Source organism: Ruegeria sp. N10, from assembly GCF_056531545.1.
The window spans coordinates 1-2,500 of record NZ_JBQFLY010000041.1; the positions used below are offsets into that span (position 1 = coordinate 1).

A 2,500-nucleotide genomic window follows, 5' to 3' on the forward strand; every position below is an offset into this window, starting at 1 on the left:
TGGTTGCGGGAGTAGGATTTGAACCTACGACCTTCAGGTTATGAGCCTGACGAGCTACCGGGCTGCTCCATCCCGCGACACTTTTGATGACCTACCGCTTACGCTACTTGAGGTCTTTTTTGGTCTACCGCCTATTCGGCTGCTTGAGACCGGGTAGTGTTCTTATCATCGTGTTGAGAGATTGGGGATTTTACTAGGTTTGGCGGTGACCTACTCTCCCGGGGCTTAAGCCCAAGTACCATTGGCGCGGCAGTGCTTAACTTCCGGGTTCGGGATGGGACCGGGTGTTTCACTTGCGCTATGACCACCAAACCGAGGAAAATCCCCGTCGCTCTTTTTGCTTTGCAAAAAGGCGACGCGCAGGAGGCAGCGTATTCGCGAAGCGGATGCGCGTTCCTGCACGGTTGTTATGTCAATCAACAGTGTCGCTTGGCGCGACACAGCTATCCAACTCAAGGTGTGTATGTCTTTGATTTGTCTTTCCATTACTGGATCAAATCAAGCCTATCGGGCGATTAGTACCGGTCAACTGAACGCATTACTGCGCTTACATCTCCGGCCTATTGACGTGGTGGTCTTCCACGGCCCTCAGGGAGACCTTGTTTTGAGGGGGGCTTCCCGCTTAGATGCCTTCAGCGGTTATCCTGTCCGATCATAGCTACCCAGCACTGCCGTTGGCACGACAACTGGTCCACCAGTGGATCGTTCACCCCGGTCCTCTCGTACTAGGGGCAACTCCTCTCAAGTCTCCTACACCCACGGCAGATAGGGACCGAACTGTCTCACGACGTTCTAAACCCAGCTCACGTACCTCTTTAAACGGCGAACAGCCGTACCCTTGGGACCTGCTCCAGCCCCAGGATGAGATGAGCCGACATCGAGGTGCCAAACACTGCCGTCGATATGGACTCTTGGGCAGTATCAGCCTGTTATCCCCGGCGTACCTTTTATCCGTTGAGCGATGGCCCTTCCACTCGGGACCACCGGATCACTATGGCCGTCTTTCGACTCTGCTCGACTTGTCAGTCTTGCAGTCAGGCTGGCTTCTGCCATTGCACTCAACGAGCGATTTCCGACCGCTCTGAGCCAACCTTCGCGCGCCTCCGTTACGCTTTAGGAGGCGACCGCCCCAGTCAAACTACCCGCCACGCAGGGTCCCGGATCCGGATAACGGACCGCGGTTAGACATCAAGAGTGCGAAGGGTGGTATCTCAAGGGAGGCTCCACAGGGACTTGCGTTCCTGCTTCAAAGCCTACCACCTATCCTGCACATCACAATCCTGATGCCAGTGCGAAGCTGTAGTAAAGGTGCACGGGGTCTTTCCGTCTAACCGCGGGAAGCCTGCATCTTGACAGGCAATTCAATTTCGCTGAGTCGATGTTGGAGACAGCGGGGAAGTCGTTACGCCATTCGTGCAGGTCGGAACTTACCCGACAAGGAATTTCGCTACCTTAGGACCGTTATAGTTACGGCCGCCGTTTACCTGGGCTTCAATTCAAGGCTCTCACCTCTCCTTTTAACCTTCAGGCACCGGGCAGGCGTCAGACCCTATACGTCGTCTTGCGACTTCGCAGAGCCCTGTGTTTTTAATAAACAGTCGCCACCCCCTGGTTTGTGCCCCCAGCCCCTAGTTGCCTAGGAACCGGGCCTCCTTCTCGCGAACTTACGGAGGTATTTTGCCGAGTTCCTTCAACATCGTTCTCTCAAGCGCCTTGGTATGCTCTACCAGTCCACCTGTGTCGGTTTAGGGTACGGTCTGATGGAGGGCTATTTCCAGGAACCACTCAGCAGCCCAATCAATCCGATAAGATTGAACTACACCTGTGATCCGTCACATCCTCCTGGCCTAGGAATATTAACCTAGTTCCCATCGCCTACGCCTTTCGGCCTCGGCTTAGGGGCCGGCTTACCCTGCTCAGATTAGCTTTAAGCAGGAACCCTTGGACTTTCGGCGAGAGTGTCTCTCACACTCTTTGTCGCTACTCATGTCATCATTCTCACTAGTGATCTCTCCACCGGATCCCTCACAGGCCGGCTTCATCGAAAAGACTCGATCCTCCAAGGTGCCCCGAAAGACACTAAAGAGGATAAGTCTTATGTCACACTACGCTCTGCTACCATGCCTTACGGCATCCTAAGCTTCGGCTCATGGCTTGAGCCCCGTTACATCTTCGCCGCAGGACAACTTATTTAGACCAGTGAGCTGTTACGCTATCTTTAAAGGATGGCTGCTTCTAAGCCAACCTCCTGGTTGTTTTGGTCGTCCCACCTGCTTTCCCACTTAGCCATGAATTGGGGGCCTTAGCTGTAGGTCAGGGTTGTTTCCCTCTCCACTACGGACGTTAGCATCCGCAGTGTGTCTGCCATCTAGTACTCCCGGGTATTCGGAGTTTGGTTAGGATCAGTAAGCCTGTGGGGCCCCATTACCCATCCAGTGCTCTACCCCCCGGGGTATTCGGATGACGCTCTACCTAAATAGATTTCGCAGAGAACCAGCTA

The 2,500-nt window shown here is 54.2% G+C and carries 1 tRNA gene and 2 rRNA genes (1 of these 3 cut by a window edge); all 3 read right to left on the bottom strand.

Annotation, left to right across the window (positions count from 1 at the left end):
* Positions 1-77: transfer RNA gene (locus ACR0JI_RS21625), tRNA-Met, on the bottom strand.
* A gap of 120 nt (positions 78-197) precedes the next feature.
* Positions 198-312, bottom strand: a 5S ribosomal RNA gene (gene rrf, locus ACR0JI_RS21630).
* 182 nt (positions 313-494) lie between these two features.
* Positions 495-2,500 (bottom strand): 23S ribosomal RNA (locus ACR0JI_RS21635); it runs 824 nt beyond the window's last position.